The sequence below is a fragment of the Scandinavium sp. genome, assembly GCF_036271055.1.
Lineage (GTDB): Bacteria > Pseudomonadota > Gammaproteobacteria > Enterobacterales > Enterobacteriaceae > Scandinavium.
The window spans coordinates 313,449-334,572 of sequence record NZ_DATBBJ010000073.1; the positions used below are offsets into that span (position 1 = coordinate 313,449).

Below are 21,124 nucleotides of genomic sequence, written 5' to 3' on the forward strand. Positions count from 1 at the left end.
TGATGTTATCTATTGAAGGCTAATCAATAAGAACAGGAAATGGACATGAAATGCAAACTGACAACGCTTGCACTGGCAACGATAGCCCTGACGGTCAGTTCCACCATCGCTGCAAAGACGCTGGTGTACTGTTCGGAAGGATCGCCTGAGAACTTCAATCCGCAGTTATATACCTCCGGGACCAGCGTTGATGCGAGCGCAGTGCCCATCTACAACCGTCTGGTGGATTTCAAGCCAGGCACCACTGAACGGGTGCCAAGCCTCGCAGAAAGCTGGGATGTCAGTGAAGATGGCAAGGTTTACACTTTCCATCTGCGCCAGGGCGTAAAGTTTCAGAGCAACAAATACTTCAAGCCGACCCGCGACTTTAACGCCGACGACGTGATCTTTTCTTTCATGCGTCAGAAGGATGAAAATAATCCTTATCACAAAGTTTCCGGCGGCAGTTATTCGAACTTTGAAAGTCTGGAGTTTGGCAAACTGATAACGAAAATCGACAAAGTCGATGATCACACTGTGCGCTTTACGCTGGCGCATCCGGAAGCACCGTTTGTCGCCGATCTGGCGTGGTATTTTGCGTCGATTCTTTCCAGTGAATATGCCGATGCCATGCTGAAAGCGGGCACCCCGGAGCGGGTTGATATGGATCCTGTCGGCACCGGGCCGTTTAAACTCGCGCAGTACCAGAAGGATTCGCGTATTTTGTTTACCGCCTTCCCGGACTATTGGCAGGGCAAAGCGAAAATCGACCGATTGGTGTTTAGCATTACGCCGGATGCCTCCGTGCGATTTGCCAAACTGGAAAAAAACGAGTGTCAGGTGATGCCGTTCCCGAATCCGGCTGATTTGCCGAGAATGAAAGAGAATAAAGACATCACGCTGATGAGTAAACCGGGGCTGAACACCGGATTCCTGGCGTTTAATACGCAAAAACCGCCGTTCAATAACCTGAAAGTGCGTCAGGCGCTGGCGATGGCAATCAATAAACCGGCGATCATCGAAGCCGTGTTTCACGGCACCGGTATTGCCGCGAAAAATTTGCTGCCGCCGGGTGTGTGGAGCGCCGATAGCGATTTGAAAGATTATGATTTTGACCCGGAGAAAGCGAAAGCGCTGCTTAAAGAGGCGGGTTTTGCCAACGGCTTAACCGTCGATCTTTGGGCTATGCCGGTGCAACGACCGTATAACCCGAACGCCAAACGCATGGCGGAAATGATTCAGGCTGATTGGGCGAATATCGGCGTTAAAACGACGATCACCACTTATGAATGGGGTGAATATCTCAAACGCGTGAAAGACGGTGAGCATCAGGCGGCATTGATGGGCTGGACCACCGCAACGGGTGACCCGGATAATTTCTTCGGCCCGTTGTTCACTTGTCAGTCGGCAGACGGCGGGTCGAACTCTGCGAAATGGTGTTACGCACCGTTTGACAAAATTATTGCTGAGGCGAAATCGATAACCGATCAGCAAAAACGCACCGAACTCTATAAGCAGGCACAGCAAATGATGCATGACCAAATGCCAGCGGTGATGATTGCCCATTCGACGATTTTTGAACCGGTGCGCAAAGACGTGACGGGCTATGAGATTGACCCGTTCGGTAAACATCTTTTCTACCAGGTAGACATGAAATAAGCAGCGATGCCTCCCGCGATCTCAGCGGGGGGTAGTTTTTTTCCGAATCTTTGACCCATCGCTTTTTTTCCTACAACAATTATTCGGGCGCTTTGCTATAAAGAGTGCGCATTTGTACTTTTACAGGGATTAACTTATGCGTAGCAAAACTTTATTTAAAGTGGCCGCCGTTGCGGGCATGTTAGCGTTAACAGGGTGTGCATCAAAAATTGCTCAGCCAGAAAAGTATTCCGGTTTTCTTAAGAGTTATTCTGATCTGAAAGAAACAACGTCAGCATCTGGCAAGCCAGAACTGCGTTGGATTGATCCGGACTATAAACCGGCGAACTACGACAGCATCGTCTACAACCCGATTGTTTTCTATCCGGTGCCAAAACCAACCACGCAGGTGGGTGAAAAGGCATTGTCAGATATCCTGAACTACACCAATACCCAGATGAAACAAGCGATTTCTGAACGGAAAACGCTGGTCACCACGGCAGGCCCGCGCAGCCTGATTTTCCGTGGTGCGATCACGGGTGTGGATTCAAGCTCAGAAGGGTTACAGTTCTACGAAGTAGTGCCAGTGGCGCTGATCGTGGCTGGCACGCAGATGGCAACAGGTCACCGTACCATGGACACCAGTTTGTACTTTGAGGGTGAACTCATTGACCCGAAAACCAACAAACCGGTAATCAAAGTGGTGCGTAAAGGCGAGGGGAAAGACTTGTCTAACGAGAACACGCCGCTGACCGCTGAAACCATGAAAGCGGTGATCGACGAAATGGCGATTGATGCTGTTAAGTTCGATCCGAATCAGAAGTAAGACTCATCATCCAAAAAACCGGCGGATTGCTCCGCCGGTTTTTTTATGCCGCGCTTTTACGTAACGCCGCGCGTTTAAACCAGGTTTCCGGTTTCGCAAACATCACCAGATTACCCACCAGAATTAGCGCCAGACCAAACACTGCATTGGCGTGCCAGACATAACCTTCATAGAACGTGGAAATGGTGAGCGCAACCAGCGGGAACAGCAGTGTGCTGTAGGCAGCGTTGGCAGGTCCGATACGGCCAACCAGCGTGAAGTAAGCGCCAAACGCCACCACCGAGCCAAACAGCGCCAGATACAACAGCGCGCCCATATAGCTGACGGTAAATTCCGGCATAAAGTTATCGCCACGAATCAACGCAATCACACCCATCACAATTGTGCCGTACAGCATCGCCCAACTGTTGGTGGTCAATGTTTCGAGACCACGGCGCTGATGGCGAATACTCAGCATATTGCCGAGCGAGAAACCGTAAGTCCCGAGCGCACTCAGGCCAATGCCCATTAACAGTTCTGTGCTCAGACCGCTGGCCTGGAGATCGTCCCAGAACAGCGTCACGATCCCAATCAGACCAAGCAGGGCGGCGAGATAAAAACGGCCCGGCGGCTGCTGGCGATAAAACAGGAAACTGTTAATGGCGTTAAACAGCACGGCCATTGAAAAAATCACCGATTCCAGCCCGGTGTTGATCCACTTCGCGGCGGTATAAAAGCACCAGAAATTGAAGCAAAACACGCAGCAGCCCTGAATGATGCAGAACAGGTGATCCCTTGCCTGCAATTTACGCAGGCGGCCCATCAGTTTCAGCACCACCATCAGGGTGACGCTCGCCACCGCAAAGCGCCAAAAAATCGATACCGGCGCGGCGACCGGGCCTTGTTGCAGGAAAATGGCAATCCAGGTCGTGCCCCAGATAACCACCACCAGAAAATAGAGTAATACGTTCATTTTTTATCTCAGTTCAGCCAGCAATGACGCGAAGTGTGGCAGGTGGCGCGAGCGGGCGCTTGCAGCAGGTTGCGGGGAAGTTGCATATTCTTGCGCATTTTTTTGCGGGTGAGCGGGAGTAATACTGGCAAGCCGGGGCGACAATTCATAGACTAGCGATCTGACTCCTCGCCACAGCGAACACGATGCCCGAAAATTACGGTACTTTTGAAACCCTGCGCCAACAAAACGCCGTCCTGCGTGACACGGTGGCGTTGAACTCCGGCATTCAGCTGGCGGCCTGGTTCAATCAAAACGATACCGTGACGGTGCAAAGTGACCATCATACGCTCAGTCTGTATGTGGCCGATGGCTACGAAAGCTATCACAAGACGCCGTATGGCTGGAAAAATGGCGGCGGGCCGGACCGTTTTTGCCTGATGCCCAAAGAGAGCGAGTCGAGTTGGGATATCCGCGATAATCTGTCGTTCGTGCATTTGTACTGCACCGACGAACATTTGCGCGAAACCGGCGAGAAAATTTGGGATCGCAGCCCGGCGTCGTTTCGGCTGGACGAAAAAACCTTCGCTAACGACGACAAAATTACCGCGTTGTATCGCCATTTTCTGCTCGACTGCGACTGGCAGCAGCAGGCCAACCAACTGGCGCTCAGTTCAGCCACCACACTGTTGCTGACGCATCTGATCCAGCATTACACCAACGTACAGTGGCAGTTGCCGAAAGTGACCGGTGGCCTTGCGCCGTTCGTGCTGCGCAACGTGCTGGCGTATATCGAATCGAATCTCGCACAGCCGATGACGCTGGTGGATCTGGCCCACGAGGCCAACTTAAGTGAGTACCACTTTGCGCGTATGTTTACGCTCTCGATGAAAATGGCCCCGCATCAGTACGTGATGCAGCGCCGGATGGCGAGAGCGCAGGAACTGGTGCGTCACACATCATTGCCACTGACCGAAATCGCGCTGGCCTGTGGCTTTAGTTCTGCCAGTCATTTCAGCAATCGTTTCAAAAGCGCAATGGGCATGACGCCGTCGCAGCTACGCGCGGCGAGCCAGTGACAGCACGCTAAAGCAAACGCCGCCCGCGACTAATCCCCAGAAAGCTGAACTAATTCCCATCAACGTCAAACCGCTGGCGGTGATCAAAAAGGTGACAATAGCCGCGTCACGTTCATTTTCTTTCGCCAGCGCCTGTACAAGACTGCCGCTAATCGTGCCGAGCAACGCCAGGCCCGCCAGCATCTGGATCCAGGCGACGGGCAATGCCGCCATTAGCGACGTTATTGAACCGCCAAAAATGCCGGTGCTGAGATAAAAAACACCCGCTGCAGCGGCGGCTTTCCAGCGTTGATTAACGTCAGGGTGCGCTTCCGGGCTTTGGCAAATCGCGGCGGTAATGGCCGCAATACAAATTGAATACACGCCAAAGGGCGAAAAGAGCAACGCAATTCCGCCCGTTATCACGATCAGCAATGAGACAGGCGCGGGATACCCCGAGGCTTTCATCGTGGCAATTCCCGGTGCGTTTTGCGAGGCCATAGTCACAAGGAAAAATGGTACGCCCACGCTCAACAACAGCGAAAAATTGAATTCAGGGGTGATATAACGCGGCAGTGCAAAAGCAACATGCAGCGTTTCGCTGTGCAATTGCCCGGTAAAAACGGCCACTGCGCTGCCCACGACCAGCGCGGCAATCACTGCATAGCGCGGGGCGAGTGCTTTAAACAGCAGCCACGCCGCAAGCATACTGCCGCATAACAATAAATTACCCGGCAGGCTGGTGAAGGCCTGTAAACCAAAACGCAGCAGGATCCCCGCCAGCATCGCCGCCGCCAGCGAATGGGGGATGATTCTCATCAGCCGCGCAAACAGCCCAGTCAGCCCGCAAAGCACAATCAGTGCGTTGGCAAAAATGAAAATACCCACCGCTTGATTCAGCGTTACGCCCTGTAACCCCGTGACCAACAGCGCCGCGCCCGGTGTGGACCACGCTGTTAATATCGGCAATTTACGCCACAGCGTCAGAACAAGCGTACTGACACCCATCGCCAAACCGAGTGCTGTCATCCAGCCCGCAATGGTTTGTGCGTCAGCTCCCGCAGCAGCGGCGGCCTGCCAGATAATGGCGGCTGAACTGGCATACCCGACTAACACCGCGACAAAACCGGCCAACAGGGCAGAAAAAGGGAAAGTGCGCATAAAACTCTCTCGTGCGTTATAACGTCCAGCAAAAGGTAACATTGAGCGTTATAGCGCACAAGTGCTAAACTTCGGCAAAAAGGAGCGGCGATGAATATTGCACAACATCTGGCGACGACCCTGAAAGCCTTACGCCAGCAGCGCGAATGGAGCTTGTCGAAACTGGCGGAAGAAACGGGCGTGTCAAAAGCAATGCTCGGGCAAATCGAACGTAACGAATCCAGCCCGACGGTGGCGACGCTGTGGAAAATTGCCACCGGACTGAACGTGCCGTTTTCCCGGTTTATCACCCCAACGGAAAGCGAAGAGAGCGCCTGGGATCCGCAACAGCAGGCAATGGTTGTCACACCGATTTTCCCGTGGGACCCGATTTTGCACTACGATCACTTTGCGATAACGCTCGCGCCGGGCGCGTTAAGTGAATCGACACCGCATGAAACGGGCGTGATAGAGCATGTGGTGGCAATCAACGGTACGCTGGAAATGTGTATCGATGGGCAGTGGCAGCAGGTGAAAGAAGGACAAGGACTGCGCTTTGCAGGCGATAAACCCCATGCCTATCGCAACAGTTCAGCGCGTACGGTGCTGTTTCATTCGCTGATTCACTATCCGCTTGCAAAAGAAAAAGCCGCAGACTGAGCTGCGGCAAAGCACGACGACTAAAGAAATTCATAACGCGACGAGGAAAAATCCGGAATACGCAGCCACTGTAAATCCTTGCCGCTGCGTCGGGAAATATCAAATTCTTCAATGCTTTGCCGACATGCAGAAAAAGCCCGCCTGCGCGACGTGGAAAATGATGTCGTCGCGCCTCACTTCTGACTACAATAGCCGCCATTTTGACCCAACGGATAATAACGATGCGCCTGCAAAACCATCATCTTGAACTCCTGAGCCCGGCCCGTGACACCAACATTGCCCGTGAAGCGATTCTTCACGGCGCAGACGCGGTGTATATCGGCGGCCCTGGCTTTGGTGCCCGTCACAACGCCAGCAACAGCCTGAGCGATATCGCCGAACTGGTGCCATTCGCCCATCGCTATGGCGCAAAGATCTTCGTGACGATTAACACCATTCTTCATGATGATGAGTTAGAGCCTGCACAAAAGCTGATCACCGACCTGTACCAGACCGGCGTGGATGCGCTGATTGTGCAGGATATGGGGATCATGCAACTGGATCTGCCGCCAATTGAGCTGCACGCCAGTACCCAGTGCGACATCCGCAGCGTAGAGAAAGCCAAATTCTTATCTGACGTGGGTTTCAGCCAGATAGTGCTGGCGCGTGAGCTGGATCTGCACCAGATCAAAGCGATTCACGAACATACTGACGCGACTATCGAATTCTTCATTCACGGCGCGCTGTGCGTGGCGTACTCCGGTCAGTGTTATATTTCCCATGCGCAAACAGGCCGCAGCGCCAACCGTGGCGACTGCTCGCAGGCGTGCCGTCTGCCGTACACTCTGAAAGACGATCAGGGCCGTGTCGTAGCGTACGAAAAACACCTGTTGTCGATGAAAGACAACGATCAGACCGCCAACCTGGCGCAACTGATCGACGCGGGTGTGCGTTCCTTCAAGATTGAAGGGCGTTACAAAGACATGAGCTACGTGAAAAACATCACCGCGCATTATCGCCAAATGCTGGATGCGATCATTGAAGATCGAGGCGACTTGGCGCGTTCTTCCGCAGGGCGCACTGAACATTTCTTCATTCCATCGACTGACAAAACCTTCCATCGCGGCAGCACCGACTATTTTGTGAATGAGCGTAAAGGCGATATTGGCGCGTTCGACTCACCGAAGTTTATTGGTTTGCCGGTGGGTGAAGTGCTGAAAGTCAGCAAAGATCACCTTGATGTGGTCGTGACCGAACCGCTGGCTAATGGCGACGGTCTGAATGTGATGATCAAGCGTGAAATTGTCGGCTTCCGTGCCAATACCGTAGAGAAAACCGGTGAAAACCGTTACCGCGTATGGCCGAATGAAATGCCAGCCGATCTGTATAAAGCCCGCCCAAATGCGGCGCTCAACCGTAACCTCGACCACAACTGGTCGCAGGCGTTGACCAAAACCTCCAGTGAACGTCGTATCGCCGTGGATGTTGAGATTGGCGGCTGGCAGGAACAACTGATCCTGACCATGACCAGCGAAGACGGTGTGAGCGTCACGCACACGTTAGACGGTAATTTCGAAGAAGCGTCAAACACTGAAAAAGCGCTGAGCAATTTACAAGACGGCGTGGCGAAGCTTGGGCAGACCATTTATTACCCGCGCGACGTTAAAGTGAATCTGCCGGGGGCGCTGTTTGTGCCGAACAGCCAGCTGAATCAGCTGCGCCGTGAAACGGTGGAGATGCTGGATGAAGCACGTCTGGCGGCTTATCAGCGTGGCAGCCGTAAACCGGTTTCCACGCCACCGCCGGTTTACCCGGAAACGCATCTGACGTTCTTAACCAACGTCTACAACTACAAAGCGCGTGAGTTTTATCATCGCTATGGCGTACAGCTGATTGACGCAGCCTATGAAGCGCACGAAGAGAAGGGCGATGTGCCGGTGATGATCACCAAACATTGTTTGCGTTTCGCGTTCAACCTGTGCCCGAAACAGGCGAAGGGCAGTATCAAAAGCTGGAAAGCCACACCGATGCAGTTGATGCATGGCGACGAAGTGCTGACCCTGAAATTTGACTGCCGCCCGTGCGAAATGCACGTGGTCGGTAAAATCAAAAATCACATCCTGAAATTGCCGCAGGCGGGGAGTATCGTGGCTTCGGTGAGCGCAGAAGATTTGATGAAGACGCTGCCGAAACGTAAAGGCGCGTAACCAAATTGCCCGGCGGCGCAAACGCAGTGCCGCCGGGCATGAATTACGCTTTAAACCCCGCCGCGCTCATCAGCAGCCGGAAAAACATCCCGACCGCTGCCAGCGCCAGCACGCTACCGCCCCATAATGTCACCAGCCAGAACAAACGTTTGTACAATGGTTGTTGCATCAATGATACCCCTCGCCATGTTGCACCTTGCCGCGAAACACGTAGTAGCTCCAGAAGGTGTAAACCAGAATAATCGGCACGATAATCAGCGCCCCCACTAACATAAAGCCCTGACTTTGCGGCGGTGCAGCGGCCTGCCACAAGCTGATATCTGGCGGAATAATATTCGGCCAGATACTGATGCCGAGCCCGCTAAAGCCTAAGAAAATCAGCCCTAACGTCAGTAAAAACGGTGCTGCGTGATATGCAGCACTCGCCAACGTGCGCCATAACCCAAATACGACCGCCAGCGTCAGAACCGGCACTGGCAGCAGATACCAAAGATTCGGCAAACTGAACCAGCGCACCGCAATCGCCGGATGCGCCAGCGGTGTCCACAGGCTAATGACGGCAATCACCGCCAGCATCGCAATGATTAATCCACGCGAGACGCGGCGCATTTTATCCAGCAAAGGATTTTTGCTTTTCATCACCAGCCACGTCGCGCCGAGCAAGGCATAAGCGACAACCAGCCCGAAACCGCAGAACAGCGTAAACGGTGTCAACCAGTCGAATGCGCCACCTGCAAACGCACGGTTATGCACCGGGAAGCCATTCAACACCGCGCCAACCACTACGCCCTGACAGAACGTCGCAAGGATCGAACCGCCGAGAAAAGCGCGATCCCAGAATGGGCGATGCGATGGGGTGGCGTTAAAGCGAAACTCAAACGCCACGCCGCGAAAAATAAGACCGATCAGCATTAATGTCAGCGGAATGGTCAGGGCGTCGATGATCACCGCGTAGGCCAGTGGAAATGCACCGAACAGCGCCGCGCCGCCAAGCACCAGCCAGGTCTCATTGCCGTCCCACACCGGGGCGACGCTGTTAATCATCACATCCCGGTCTTCCGCACCGCGCACGAACGGGAACAGAATGCCGATCCCTAAATCAAAACCGTCCATCACGATGTACATCAGGGTGGCGAAGACGATAATCACAAACCAGATAACCGATAAGTCGATGCCCATTAGTGGCCCTCCTTGTGTTGATAGGCGTCAATGGCGGCGGAAAGCGGGCGTGCGGCTGTGCCGTGGGCGTCAGGGATGAATTCTTGCGGGCCTTTGCGGATAAGACGAATCATATAGCTATAACCCACGCCGAAGACCGACGAATAGACGATAAAGAAAGCGAGCAGGCTGACGCTCATATGCAAATCACCGTGGGCCGAGACCGCGTCTTTGGTGCGTTGCAAGCCATACACCACCCACGGCTGACGGCCCACTTCGGTGGTTATCCAGCCCGCCAGAATCGCAATCAGACCGGACGGCCCCATCCACAAGGCAAAACGCAAAAACGGGCGACAGGTATACAGGCGCTGGCCTTTGCGCAGCCACAACGACGTCAGACCCAGCAGCAGCATCAGGCCGCCAAGCCCGGCCATCACACGGAACGACCAGAACACCATCGTAGAATTGGGTCTGTCTTCTTTGGCGAACTCTTTCAACGCCGGAACTTGTTTATCCAGACTGTGTGTCAGAATTAAGCTGCCGAGCGCCGGAATTTCCAGACCAAATCGGGTACGTTCCTGTTCCATATCGGGCCAGCCAAAAATCAGCAGCGGCGTCGGTTTGCCAGGCGTATTTTCCCAATGGCCTTCAATGGCGGCGATTTTCGCGGGTTGATGTTTCAGCGTATTCAGGCCGTGCATATCGCCAATGAGTGCCTGAATCGGGGCGATAATCAGCGTCATCCACAGCGCCATGGAAAACATCGCACGAATAGCGGGCGTGTTGTTACCGCGCAATAGATGCCAGGCAGCAGAAGCGCCAACAAACAGGGCACTACTGAGAAACGCGGCGACGGACATATGTAGCAGCCGATAGGGGAATGATGGATTAAACACCACCGCAAACCAGTCGACGGGCACCACCTGACCGTTAACGATTTCATAGCCCTGCGGCGTCTGCATCCAGCTGTTAGAGGCGAGGATCCAGAAAGTTGAAATGATCGTGCCCAGTGCCACCATGCAAGTGGCGAAAAAGTGCAGACCGGGGCCGACTTTATTCCAGCCAAACAGCATCACGCCGAGAAAACCGGCTTCGAGGAAGAAGGCGGTCAACACTTCGTAGGTCAGCAACGGGCCGGTAATGCTCCCCGCAAACTGCGAGAAACCGCTCCAGTTAGTGCCGAACTGATAGGCCATCACCAGCCCTGAAACCACGCCCATACCAAAGTTAACGGCGAAGATTTTCGACCAGAACGCCCAAAGCGAACGCCAGACCGGATTTTTCGTTTTCAGCCATAACCCTTCAAGCACCGCCAGATAGCTGGCAAGCCCGATAGTAATGGCCGGGAAAATAATGTGAAAAGAGACCGTGAACGCGAACTGAATGCGCGCAAGGTGAAATGCATCTAAACCGAACATGGACAACCTCGACATAAAACGGTGTTCGCGGTCATGGTAGGGATTGTCAGGCTGGAGTTGCAGCCACAGTCGGGGTTTATTTAGCTATAACAGTTACATTAATCATGATATTTTTTGTTACTGTTATGAATGGTCGATACCGGAAGCGACAATGAAAAAATACCAACAACTGGCGCAGCAAATTACTGAACAGATTGGCCTCGGCGTGTGGCAACCCGGCGACAGGCTGCCGTCTTTGCGCGAGCAGGTGACGATAAGCGGCATGAGTTTTATGACCGTCGGTCATGCGTATCAGTTGCTGGAAAGCCAGGGGCGAATCATCGCCCGGCCACAGTCGGGTTATTACGTCGCGCCGCGCCCGGTTAAACAGGTCAAAACAGTGCCACCCGCGCAAGTGATGCGTGACGAAGCGGTGGACATCAACACCTATATTTTTGGCGTGTTGCAGGCTAGCCGAGATGCGGCGGTGCTCCCGTTTGCTTCGGCGTTTCCTGATCCGCGTTTATTCCCACTGCAACAGCTCAACCGTTCACTGGCGCAGGTGAGTAAAACGGCCAGCGCGATGAGCGTGATTGAAAATCTGCCGCCGGGAAATGCCGAATTGCGTCACGCCATCGCCCGTCGTTATGCATTGCAGGGCATGAATATTTCGCCGGACGAGATTGTGATCACCGCAGGCGCGTTAGAGGCGTTGAACCTCAGTCTGCAAGCGGTGACGGAACCCGGCGATTGGGTGATCGTCGAGAACCCTTGTTTTTATGGCGCATTACAGGCGCTGGAACGCCTGAAACTGAAAGCGCTGTCGGTGGCCTCGGATGTCAAAGAAGGCATCGATATGGTGGCGCTGGAGCAGGCGCTGAAAGAGTATCCGGTCAAAGCCTGCTGGCTGATGACCAACAGCCAGAACCCGCTCGGCTTTACGCTCTCGCCGGAAAAAAAGGCGCAGCTCGTCGCGCTGCTGAGTGCGCACAATGTAGTGCTGATTGAGGACGATGTTTACAGCGAACTGTGGTTTGGTCGCGAAAAACCGCTGCCCGCCAAAGCCTGGGATCGCGATGACATGACGCTGCATTGCAGTTCGTTTTCGAAATGCCTGGTGCCGGGCTTTCGTATCGGTTGGGTAGCGGCGGGCAAACATGCGCAGCGCATCCAGCATTTACAATTAATGAGTACACTCTCGACCAGTTCGCCGATGCAAATGGCGCTGGTAGATTATCTCGGGACTAAACGTTACGACGCGCATCTGCGAAGACTGCGACGCCAGCTGGCAGAGCGCAAACATCTGGCCTGGCAGGCGCTGTTGCGTCATTTACCTGCCGAAGTGAAAATTCATCACAACGACAATGGCTATTTTTTATGGCTGGAACTGCCACCGGGTATCGACGCCGGAGAGCTTGGTGCGCGGGCGTTGGCGCACAAAATCAGCATTGCGCCGGGCAAAATGTTCTCGACCACCGACAGTTGGTCGTCGTTCTTCCGCTTTAACACTGCCTGGGGCTGGAGTGAACGCGAAGAGCAGGGCGTGAAAATGCTCGGCCAGCTTATTATTGAAATGCTTAACGAATAACCTTTCTTATTTCCTGAACATCTTTTTCTCGAATTGAAAATAACCTGGTGATGATGCGAAAAATAATCACCAGGTTATTTTTTTACTTCACTCATAGGAAAAAGACATACCTCGGCTCACCCGCTAACACGTTGTCTATACTGAATTTAGTTCAGATAACTCGCTGGATTTTCAGCGTAATGCGCCCTTTGTCACAACCTGATGAAAATTAGCGGGTATCACACACGGCAACGCATTACGCCGTCTACGTTTATTAGGGGACATATTTTTACGGCACGGCTGCCGCCAAATTAATTCCGACAGGAGTAACAACACAATGAGCAAGCAATTTGCCCGCAGCAGCCTGTGCGCGCTGGGTTTGACTATCATGACAGCACAAGCCGCCGAACCGCCAACCTCACTCGGGAAAGCGGAAGGCCGTCTCGATATTATTGCCTGGCCGGGTTACGTCGAGCGCGGTCAGAGCGATAAAAACTATGACTGGGTCACTCAGTTTGAAAAAGATACCGGTTGTGCAGTGAATGTTAAAACGGCAGCCACCTCCGATGAAATGGTCAGCCTGATGGCAAAAGGCGGTTATGACCTCGTGACCGCATCCGGTGACGCGTCGTTGCGCCTTATCATGGGCAAACGCGTTCAGGCGATTAACACTGCGCTGATCCCTAACTGGAAAACGCTCGATCCGCGCCTGGAAAAAGGGGCGTGGTTTAACGTCGACGGCAAAGTGTACGGCACGCCGTATCAGTGGGGCCCGAACCTGCTGATGTACAACACCAAAACCTTCCCGACGCCGCCGGACAGCTGGAAAGTAGTGTTTGTGAAACAAGATTTGCCGGATGGCAAAACCAATCAGGGCCGTGTGCAGGCGTATGACGGCCCAATTTACATCGCCGATGCTGCCTTGTTCGTTAAAGCCACCCAACCGCAGTTGGGTATTTCTGACCCGTATCAACTGACCGAACCACAGTACGCCGCGGTGCTGAAAGTACTGCGTGATCAACACGCCCTTATTCACCGTTACTGGCACGATGCAACGGTGCAGATGAGCGATTTCAAGAACGAAGGCGTGGTGGCATCCAGCTCCTGGCCGTATCAGGCTAACGGTCTGAAAGCCGACAACCAGCCCATCGCCACCGTATTCCCGAAAGAGGGCGTCACCGGCTGGGCAGACACCACCATGTTACATGCCGAAGCGAAACACCCGGTCTGTGCCTATAAATGGATGAACTGGTCACTGACGCCAAAAGTGCAGGGCGACGTGTCAGCCTGGTTCGGCTCGCTCCCGGTTGTGCCAGAAGGCTGTAAAGCCAGCACGTTGCTTGGTGATAAAGGCTGCGAAACCAACGGCTATAACTTCTTCGACAAAATCGCGTTCTGGAAAACGCCGGTTGCCGAAGGCGGGAAATACGTGCCGTACAGCCGCTGGACGCAAGATTACATCGCCATTATGGGTGGTCGTTAACGCCCGGGAGTGAAGCATGACGTACGCAGTTGAGTTTCAGGACGTCTCGCGTCTGTATGGTGATGTTCGTGCGGTGGATGGCGTGACTATCGCCATCCACGACGGGGAGTTTTTCTCTATGCTGGGGCCGTCTGGCTCCGGCAAAACGACTTGCCTGCGGCTGATCGCCGGATTCGAACAGCTTTCCGGCGGGGCCATCAAAATCTTCGGTAAAGAGGCAAGTGAGCTGCCACCGTGGCAGCGTGATGTGAACACCGTGTTCCAGGATTACGCGCTGTTCCCGCATATGTCGATTCTGGATAACGTCGCTTACGGGCTGATGGTGAAAGGGATTGGCAAAAAAGAGCGTCATGCGATGGCGCAGGAGGCGCTGGAAAAAGTCGCGCTTGGTTTCGTGCATACCCGTAAACCGTCGCAGCTTTCCGGCGGTCAACGCCAGCGCGTGGCGATTGCCCGGGCGCTGGTCAACCAGCCGCGCGTTCTGCTGCTGGATGAACCGCTGGGCGCGCTGGATCTCAAACTGCGTGAACAGATGCAGTTCGAGCTAAAAAAACTGCAACAGGATCTCGGCATTACTTTTATTTTCGTCACCCACGATCAGGGCGAAGCGCTGTCGATGTCAGATCGTGTGGCGGTGTTTAATAACGGACGCATTGAGCAGGTGGACACGCCGCGCGAGCTGTATCTGCGCCCACGCACGCCATTTGTCGCCAGTTTTGTCGGCACCTCGAACGTGTTTGATACCGCGCAAACCGAAAAACTGTGCGGCATGACCGGTCAATGGTCGCTGCGACCGGAACACATTCGCCTCGAGGCGGGCGGTGATATTCAGGTCAACGGCGTGGTGCAGGCGGTGCAGTATCAGGGCGCGGCCACACGCTATGAAATCCGGCTTTCAGGTGGTGAAAAGCTGCTGGTAAGCCAGGGGAATTTCAGTGGTGGCATCGTGCCGACCGGGCCAGAGCCAGGGCAAACGGTGCTGGCGTCCTGGTCGCGAGAGGCGATGGTGCCGCTGGACGGAGGGAGGTGAGATGACCATGAGCATTGCACCGCTTCCTTCATCCGGGCGCGTTAGCCGCCTTTCAGGCTTGTTCTGGCGCAAGCCATCGCTGGCGTTATTTTTATTACTGCTCGGGCCATTGATGTGGTTCGGCGTGGTGTATCTCGGTTCGTTGCTGACGCTGTTATGGCAGGGCTTCTACACCTTCGACGACTTCACCATGTCGGTGACGCCAGACCTGACGCTCGCCAATCTGAAAGCCCTGTTTAACCCTGCGAACTACGACATCATCGTGCGCACGCTGGTGATGGCGATTTCGGTGACGATCGCCAGCGCCATTCTGGCGTTTCCGATGGCGTGGTACATGGCGCGCTACACCCGGGGCAAATGGAAAGCCTTCTTTTACATTGCGGTGATGCTGCCGATGTGGGCGAGCTACATCGTTAAAGCTTACGCCTGGACATTACTGCTGGCGAAAGACGGCGTGGCGCAATGGTTTCTCGGTCATATGGGGCTTGAAGGACTTCTCAATGCGTTTCTGCTGATCCCGGCGGTGGGCGGCAATACGCTTTCCACATCTGGTTTAGGACGTTTTCTGGTGTTCGTTTATATCTGGCTGCCATTCATGATTTTGCCGATTCAGGCGGCACTGGAGCGCTTACCGCCGTCGTTGTTGCAGGCATCAGCCGATCTGGGCGCTTATCCGCGCCAGACCTTCCGTTACGTGGTGTTGCCGCTGGCTATTCCAGGCGTGGCGGCAGGGTCGATCTTCACTTTCTCATTAACGCTCGGGGATTTTATCGTGCCGCAGCTGGTGGGGCCGCCGGGCTATTTCATCGGCAACATGGTGTATGCGCAGCAAGGGGCAATTGGCAACATGCCGATGGCCGCGGCGTTCACGATTGTGCCGATCGTGTTAATCGCACTTTATCTGGCGTTCGTGAAACGTCTGGGAGCATTCGATGCACTCTGAAAGAGCACCGTGGTTCCTGAAACTGGCAGCCTGGGGCGGGGTGATTTTTCTCCATTTCCCACTGGCCATTATTGCTATCTATGCTTTTAACACCGAAGAGGCGGCATTCAGTTTTCCGCCGAAAGGCCTGACGCTGCACTGGTTCAGCGTGGCGGCAGGGCGTGGCGATATTCTTGATGCAGTGACGTTGTCACTTCAAATTGCGACACTCGCCACGGTCATTGCATTAGTGCTTGGCACGCTTGCTGCAGCGGCACTGTGGCGCAGTGAGTTTTTTGGTAAGAATGCGATTTCATTACTGCTGTTATTGCCGATAGCGTTGCCGGGAATTATCACCGGTCTGGCACTGTTGACGGCGTTCAAAGCCGTCAATCTTGACCCCGGTTTCTTCACCATCGTGATTGGTCACGCGACATTTTGCGTGGTGGTGGTGTTCAACAACGTGATCGCACGCTTTCGCCGCACCTCATGGAGCCTGGTGGAAGCATCAATGGATTTGGGGGCGAGCACCTGGCAGACCTTCCGCTATGTTGTGCTGCCGAATCTGAGTTCGGCGCTGTTGGCGGGCGGGATGCTGGCGTTCGCGCTGTCGTTTGATGAAATTATCGTGACCACTTTTACCGCAGGCCACGAGCGCACGCTGCCGTTATGGTTGCTGAACCAGTTGGGCAGGCCGCGCGATGTGCCGGTGACTAACGTGGTGGCGTTGCTGGTGATGCTGGTGACAACGATCCCGATTTTGGGTGCCTGGTGGCTGACCCGCGAGGGCGAAACGGTCGCCGGTAGCGGTAAATAATTGCAAAAATACGGAGCGGGATATGCAACATAACTTATTGATTAACGGTGAACTGGTCGCAGGCGCAGGGGAAAAGCAGCCGGTGTATAACCCGGCGACCGGAGAAGTGATTCTGGAGATTCCTGAAGCGACCGCCGCGCAAGTGGATGCCGCCGTGCAGGCCGCCGATCGCGCATTTTCCCAATGGGGCCAGACGACGCCAAAAGTACGCGCCGAATGCTTACTAAAACTGGCCGATGTGATCGAGCAAAACGCCGAGGCATTGGCGAAACTCGAATCACTCAACTGCGGCAAACCGCTGCATTGTGTTATCAACGATGAACTGCCCGCCGTGGTAGACGTGTTCCGTTTCTTTGCGGGCGCGGCGCGCTGTCTGAACGGACTAGCCGCAGGGGAATATCTGGAAGGGCATACGTCGATGATCCGCCGTGACCCGGTCGGGGTTGTGGCGTCCATTGCGCCGTGGAACTATCCGCTGATGATGGCGGCATGGAAACTGGCTCCGGCGCTGGCGGCAGGCAACTGCGTGGTGATCAAACCGTCTGAAATCACGCCGCTGACAGCGTTGAAACTGGCGGAACTGGCGAAAGATATCTTCCCGTCAGGCGTCATTAACGTGCTGTTCGGGCGCGGTAAAACCGTGGGCGATCCGCTTACCGGGCATGAAAAAGTGCGCATGGTGTCACTCACAGGCTCGATTGCGACGGGTGAGCACATCATTTCTCACACCGCGCCGTCAATCAAACGCACCCATATGGAACTCGGCGGCAAAGCGCCGGTTATTGTCTTCGATGATGCGGATATTGATGCGGTCGTTGAAGGCGTGCGGACGTTTGGCTTCTATAACGCCGGGCAAGACTGCACAGCGGCTTGCCGCTTATACGTACAGAAGGGCGTGTATAACGCGCTGGTCGAAAAACTCGGTGCGGCAGTCGCTACGCTGAAAATGGGTGCTCCGGACGATGAATCGACAGAACTCGGGCCGTTGAGTTCGCAGGCACATCTGGATCGCGTGAGTGCGGCGGTGGAAAAAGCACGTGCTCTTAGTCACATCAAAGTCGTGACTGGCGGCGAAAAAGCACAGGGCAAAGGCTATCACTTCCAGCCAACCGTGCTGGCAGGCGCTAAACAGGAAGATGACATCGTCCAGCGCGAAGTATTTGGCCCAGTGGTCAGCGTCACACAGTTCGACGATGAAGGACAGGTGCTGAGTTGGGCCAACGATTCGCAATACGGTCTGGCATCATCGGTCTGGACTAAAGACGTTGGTCGCGCCCATCGCATGAGCGCGCGTTTGCAATATGGCTGCACCTGGGTCAACACGCACTTTATGTTAGTCAGCGAAATGCCACACGGCGGCCAGAAACTTTCCGGTTATGGCAAAGATATGTCGGTGTACGGGCTGGAAGATTACACCGTGGTGCGTCATGTGATGATAAAACACTAAGGTGTGTTAATTGCCCGGAGATGTACGCCTCCGGGCAATCTACTATTCATTAAGGTAAGCGACGCGATAACCCTCTGCATGAGGAACAATATAGGCGAATCCTTCCATCCCAAAATGCATGCCTGCAACCAGAAGCCTTTCTCTTGAGACTTTCGCCAGAATGTTTTTCCGCGTCACTTCTGCTTGTATGGGATCGATATCGAAAGTGATAGATACTTCAGGGTGCGCTGTTTGAACATGTGGATAATGCACAATATCGCCCCAAATCAGCAGACTTTGCCCCTTAGAATTTATGAGAAAACCGGTGTGTCCCGGTGTATGACCCGGCAGCCAGACAGGACTAATACCGTCGATCACGTCCGAATCATCCAGAAGATGTATTTTGTGTTTGTAGGCTTCAAGTGTGCGGCGGACGAGGGTGAAATTTCGCTGAGCGCGCTCGTTGGCTTGCTGCTGTTTATGGTCGTCCAACCAGTGTTCGGCTTCGAGATAATGGAGATAAAGTTCAGCATGGGGAAAAACGGGTTGCCCATCGCCGTTTAATAAGCCACCAATATGATCCGGGTGTCCGTGGGTCACAAGAATGATATCAATCTCTTCCGGTGTAACGCCGCTCTCTGCAAGGCTTTTTGATAGCAACCCACCGATATTATTCAGACCACCAGTGCCTGAATCCACCAGAACCGTATACCCATTACCGCGAATCAGATAACCATTGATATGAATGTTCCCGAGATCGGTAATTTCTGCGTTGCGCTGAATGTCTTCGGCGAGGGTACTTTCAATACCGTTGAGCAGATCAAGACTGGCGGCCATGTTGCCGTCGTTTAACGCCGTAACGAGAAATTCACCAACCTGATGTGACGTAAGCCGTGGATGAGCCATTATCTTCTCCTTCTGGGTTTTCGATAGATTACCTGTGGAGTAAGTTTCCAGAAACTGAGAATTTTTCACGGTGGGTAAAAGGACATTGTTGAAATCGGTAGTCTTGTTCCGGCAATAAAAAACCGCCGGAATAAAGGCGGTTTAATCGGTCTGACAGACAGGTTATTTAGCGTATCCCTGGAAGACATTATCTTTCATTACGGCGACCTTGCCGGTTTTGTAGACAATAACCGTGTAGAAACCCTGAGAATACACCGTTGCGTCGGCATTGGTTTCGTCTTGGGCGGCTGGTTTTCCGTCTACGGTGACAATGCCCAAACGGTCTCTTTTGATGGTGATGCCATCATAATGTTTGGTAAACGCTGACGATTTTTTGGCGTCTTGCGCGTGCTGCGGATATGCCGCCTGCGCATTTTCCAGCGCTTGTTTTTCGGACGCGCCGAGTATTGCTGTTTGTCGGTTTTGTTCTGCCAGATAGCAGGTATCCCGGCTCACGCCTTTTGCTTCGCAATCAGCCATGCGAGAGGCCTCGCTGGTACAACCCGCAAGGGCCGCCGTCACTGACATCATCAGCAAAAACTTCTTCATATTAACCTCATCATTACATTTTTATTTTTAGCTACCATCCCCGGAATGTCCGGGATAAACCTGCGATGACTATCCAGTATAATGAATAAAGGATGATTGATTCATGTCATGAATATATGTGGCAACTGATCGGACAAGTCTGAACCTGTAGCCGCAAAACAGTAGTAGACCTGATATTTGTAATGCTATTCATTCATGTGTAGAATGCGCCACCCAAACCGCCACTAGCTCAGCTGGAAGAGCAAATGACATTTTATGTTGTAGTGTACGAGGTTCGAGGCCTCGGTGGCGGTCCAATTTCTCATAACTCTGGCTTATGCCGGGGTTTCCAGTATCCTGCTCTTAGCCAACGACTCGTAAACATTTAAGGAGAGAGCGATGTTAGAAGGGTATTTTGATCTCGATAACGCGACAGGTACTGATGCAGCTGAAAACCGCAAGCGCCTGCTGGCCGTTCAGGCCGCGTTAGAAATTTCTAAAGCGTCGGTATCTGCCTCAACGGCAAACTCAGGTATTCGTAGCCAGATGGATCTGCGTAACGTGGCGCAAGAAGTGGCCTCCTTGGCGGACGCCATTCAGGATGCGCTGGAAGGCAGTGCGTAAATAATCCTTACACCTGCCAGCCGCCTTCAGGGCGGCTTTTTTATTTGCGCACCAAATGCTCATCTCATGCAAAAAAGCCAAAACTGTCCATAATTCAGAGTACCTCGTGCCAGCGTTTGCGCTTTACTGTGTCTGGCCTCCCTGTCATGGAGCGGTGAGAAATCGATACGCAATTTCTTTTCTCTGAACGCCTGATTATGCGGCCTGTTCGTGCCGATGATGCAAGTGATCTCTTTCGAATCTACGGCGATCCTGCCACCAATACGTTTAATCCTGCCGGGCCATACCCCGATTTGGTGTTTGCCAAAACGCGTCTGGCGCAGTGGCTTGATGGCTGGCAGTTGCACGGTATTGGTGAAATGGCCATCTACGACAGACAGCAGCCGCAGGAAGTGATTGGCTTCGGTGGTATCAGTGTCCGGCCTCTCGACAATCAGCTGAACTACAATCTGGGCTACCGTTTTGCGACAACGGCCTGGGGAAAAGGGTTGGCGACGGAATTTTGCCAACGCATGCTGGACTACGCCTTTGATGAGCGTCAGTTGCAGAAAGTGACCGCGGTGGTGCGTTCGAATCATTTGGCTTCGCAGCGCGTATTGCTGAAAGCCGGGCTGGCGCTACGCGGGCAGGTCGCTGATGTCGCCAATGCGATGCCGAGCCTCTTTTACGCGTTGAAGCTTGAAGAGTGGCAGCGCAAGCGTCAGGAGATGTTGCGGCATCACAATTCCGGATTAATCGGGTTTTGACAGCATTTAAGGAGATGTGCGAGGATCGTCCGCTTTCCAATCCTGGTCATCTAATTTAAGTTG

General features: G+C 53.7%; 20 protein-coding genes and 1 tRNA gene. 14 read left to right on the plus strand and 7 right to left on the minus strand.

Annotated features, from left to right (window positions below; genetic code table 11):
* Window positions 1-45 precede the first annotated feature (45 nt).
* Entirely contained in the window at window positions 46-1,638 is a 1,593-nt protein-coding gene (locus VH187_RS15245) for an ABC transporter substrate-binding protein (protein WP_329702288.1), read from the plus strand.
* A gap of 136 nt (window positions 1,639-1,774) precedes the next feature.
* Window positions 1,775-2,443, plus strand: a complete 669-nt coding sequence (locus VH187_RS15250) for a DUF3313 domain-containing protein (RefSeq protein ID WP_329702289.1) — start codon at window positions 1,775-1,777, stop codon at window positions 2,441-2,443.
* Between the two features lie 43 nt (window positions 2,444-2,486).
* Here the strand turns inward: VH187_RS15250 and VH187_RS15255 are convergent, their stop codons facing one another.
* A complete protein-coding gene (locus VH187_RS15255) occupies window positions 2,487-3,395 on the minus strand; it encodes a DMT family transporter (RefSeq protein ID WP_329702290.1) in 909 nt (302 codons plus the stop codon).
* A 185-nt stretch (window positions 3,396-3,580) separates the two neighbouring features.
* Between VH187_RS15255 and VH187_RS15260 the strand changes: the two genes are divergently transcribed.
* Complete coding sequence (locus VH187_RS15260; RefSeq protein WP_329702291.1) at window positions 3,581-4,453, plus strand: AraC family transcriptional regulator; 873 nt, start codon at window positions 3,581-3,583, stop codon at window positions 4,451-4,453.
* Here VH187_RS15260 and VH187_RS15265 read toward each other — a convergent pair.
* Entirely contained in the window at window positions 4,433-5,593 is a 1,161-nt protein-coding gene (locus VH187_RS15265) for a benzoate/H(+) symporter BenE family transporter (RefSeq protein WP_329702292.1), read from the minus strand. The two genes, VH187_RS15260 and VH187_RS15265, sit on opposite strands and share 21 nt — an antisense overlap.
* Before the next feature lie 90 nt (window positions 5,594-5,683).
* On the opposite strand from VH187_RS15265, the gene VH187_RS15270 reads away from it, so the two are divergent.
* Together VH187_RS15270 and VH187_RS15275 are read left to right on the plus strand one after the other, a co-directional pair.
* Entirely contained in the window at window positions 5,684-6,232 is a 549-nt protein-coding gene (locus VH187_RS15270; RefSeq protein ID WP_329702293.1) for a helix-turn-helix domain-containing protein, read from the plus strand.
* A gap of 221 nt (window positions 6,233-6,453) precedes the next feature.
* Window positions 6,454-8,418, plus strand: coding sequence for a peptidase U32 family protein (locus tag VH187_RS15275; protein WP_329702294.1), 1,965 nt, complete (start codon window positions 6,454-6,456; stop codon window positions 8,416-8,418).
* Between the two features lie 43 nt (window positions 8,419-8,461).
* On the opposite strand, the gene VH187_RS15280 is transcribed toward VH187_RS15275, so the two are convergent.
* The 3 genes from VH187_RS15280 to VH187_RS15290 are packed head-to-tail and all read right to left on the minus strand — an operon-like array spanning window position 8,462 to window position 10,994.
* On the minus strand, window positions 8,462-8,587 hold the full coding sequence (locus tag VH187_RS15280) for a DUF2474 domain-containing protein (RefSeq protein ID WP_329702295.1): 126 nt from the start codon (window positions 8,585-8,587) through the stop codon (window positions 8,462-8,464).
* The gene (gene cydB / locus VH187_RS15285) at window positions 8,587-9,597 is read right to left on the minus strand and encodes a cytochrome d ubiquinol oxidase subunit II (protein WP_329702296.1); all 1,011 of its coding nucleotides are present in this window, start codon (window positions 9,595-9,597) and stop codon (window positions 8,587-8,589) included. Before cydB ends, VH187_RS15280 begins: the two co-directional genes overlap by 1 nt.
* Window positions 9,597-10,994, minus strand: a complete 1,398-nt coding sequence (locus VH187_RS15290; protein ID WP_329702297.1) for a cytochrome ubiquinol oxidase subunit I — start codon at window positions 10,992-10,994, stop codon at window positions 9,597-9,599. Before VH187_RS15290 ends, cydB begins: the two co-directional genes overlap by 1 nt.
* A gap of 151 nt (window positions 10,995-11,145) precedes the next feature.
* Between VH187_RS15290 and VH187_RS15295 the strand changes: the two genes are divergently transcribed.
* The 6 genes from VH187_RS15295 (at window position 11,146) to patD (ending at window position 18,239) form a co-directional block, all read left to right on the plus strand.
* Complete coding sequence (locus VH187_RS15295) at window positions 11,146-12,561, plus strand: aminotransferase-like domain-containing protein (RefSeq protein WP_329702298.1); 1,416 nt, start codon at window positions 11,146-11,148, stop codon at window positions 12,559-12,561.
* Between the two features lie 316 nt (window positions 12,562-12,877).
* A complete protein-coding gene (gene ydcS, locus VH187_RS15300; protein ID WP_329702299.1) occupies window positions 12,878-14,023 on the plus strand; it encodes a putative ABC transporter substrate-binding protein YdcS in 1,146 nt (381 codons plus the stop codon).
* Between the two features lie 16 nt (window positions 14,024-14,039).
* Complete coding sequence (locus VH187_RS15305; protein WP_329702300.1) at window positions 14,040-15,053, plus strand: ABC transporter ATP-binding protein; 1,014 nt, start codon at window positions 14,040-14,042, stop codon at window positions 15,051-15,053.
* Window position 15,054: 1 nt separating this feature from the next.
* Window positions 15,055-15,996: an ABC transporter permease gene (locus VH187_RS15310; protein WP_329702301.1), complete on the plus strand. Its 942-nt coding sequence runs from the start codon at window positions 15,055-15,057 to the stop codon at window positions 15,994-15,996.
* Window positions 15,986-16,792 carry an ABC transporter permease gene (locus tag VH187_RS15315; protein ID WP_329702302.1) on the plus strand — a complete coding sequence of 269 codons (807 nt, stop codon included), beginning with the start codon at window positions 15,986-15,988 and terminating at the stop codon, window positions 16,790-16,792. Before VH187_RS15310 ends, VH187_RS15315 begins: the two co-directional genes overlap by 11 nt.
* Window positions 16,793-16,814: 22 nt before the next feature.
* The gene (gene patD / locus VH187_RS15320) at window positions 16,815-18,239 is read left to right on the plus strand and encodes an aminobutyraldehyde dehydrogenase (RefSeq protein WP_329702303.1); all 1,425 of its coding nucleotides are present in this window, start codon (window positions 16,815-16,817) and stop codon (window positions 18,237-18,239) included.
* Window positions 18,240-18,281: 42 nt separating this feature from the next.
* Here the strand turns inward: patD and VH187_RS15325 are convergent, their stop codons facing one another.
* Window positions 18,282-19,124, minus strand: coding sequence for an MBL fold metallo-hydrolase (locus VH187_RS15325; protein WP_329702304.1), 843 nt, complete (start codon window positions 19,122-19,124; stop codon window positions 18,282-18,284).
* 162 nt (window positions 19,125-19,286) lie between these two features.
* Window positions 19,287-19,712 (minus strand): hypothetical protein, encoded by a 426-nt coding sequence (locus tag VH187_RS15330; protein WP_329702305.1) that lies wholly within the window; start codon window positions 19,710-19,712, stop codon window positions 19,287-19,289.
* Window positions 19,713-19,930: 218 nt separating this feature from the next.
* Here VH187_RS15330 and VH187_RS15335 point away from each other — a divergent pair.
* The 3 genes from VH187_RS15335 (at window position 19,931) to VH187_RS15345 (ending at window position 21,061) form a co-directional block, all read left to right on the plus strand.
* Window positions 19,931-20,008: transfer RNA gene (locus VH187_RS15335), tRNA-Lys, on the plus strand.
* An 82-nt stretch (window positions 20,009-20,090) separates the two neighbouring features.
* Window positions 20,091-20,315: a hypothetical protein gene (locus VH187_RS15340; RefSeq protein WP_329702306.1), complete on the plus strand. Its 225-nt coding sequence runs from the start codon at window positions 20,091-20,093 to the stop codon at window positions 20,313-20,315.
* Window positions 20,316-20,512: 197 nt separating this feature from the next.
* Entirely contained in the window at window positions 20,513-21,061 is a 549-nt protein-coding gene (locus VH187_RS15345; protein ID WP_329702307.1) for a GNAT family N-acetyltransferase, read from the plus strand.
* Window positions 21,062-21,124 lie beyond the last annotated feature (63 nt).